This window comes from Lentzea albidocapillata (assembly GCF_000719115.1).
In the GTDB taxonomy this organism is placed as follows: Bacteria; Actinomycetota; Actinomycetes; order Mycobacteriales; family Pseudonocardiaceae; genus Lentzea; species Lentzea albidocapillata.
The window spans coordinates 1-203 of sequence record NZ_JOEA01000123.1; the positions used below are offsets into that span (position 1 = coordinate 1).

The following is a 203-nucleotide window of genomic DNA, read 5'->3' on the forward strand; positions in this document are numbered from 1 at the left end:
CGCTGTGCCTCACGGCACGGGGTTCCTGTTTCACTGCCGATCGCGGAAGGGAGGACCCTTGCCGTCTGACATCAGCTCCGCAGGCATCACCCGAGACAGTGTCTCGGGTTACGGCTCGACCAGCCGCAAGAATGTTCTTCGCCGCGTTGAGGTCCCGGTCGTGCCGGGTGCGGCAGCCCGGACACGTCCAGTGCCGGGCGGAC

At 67.0% G+C, this 203-nt stretch carries 1 protein-coding gene; it reads right to left on the reverse strand.

The features are described from left to right. Positions 1–203, reverse strand: a 203-nt coding sequence (locus IG04_RS49080) for a zinc ribbon domain-containing protein (RefSeq protein ID WP_157513156.1), incomplete at both ends; no start/stop codon positions are given.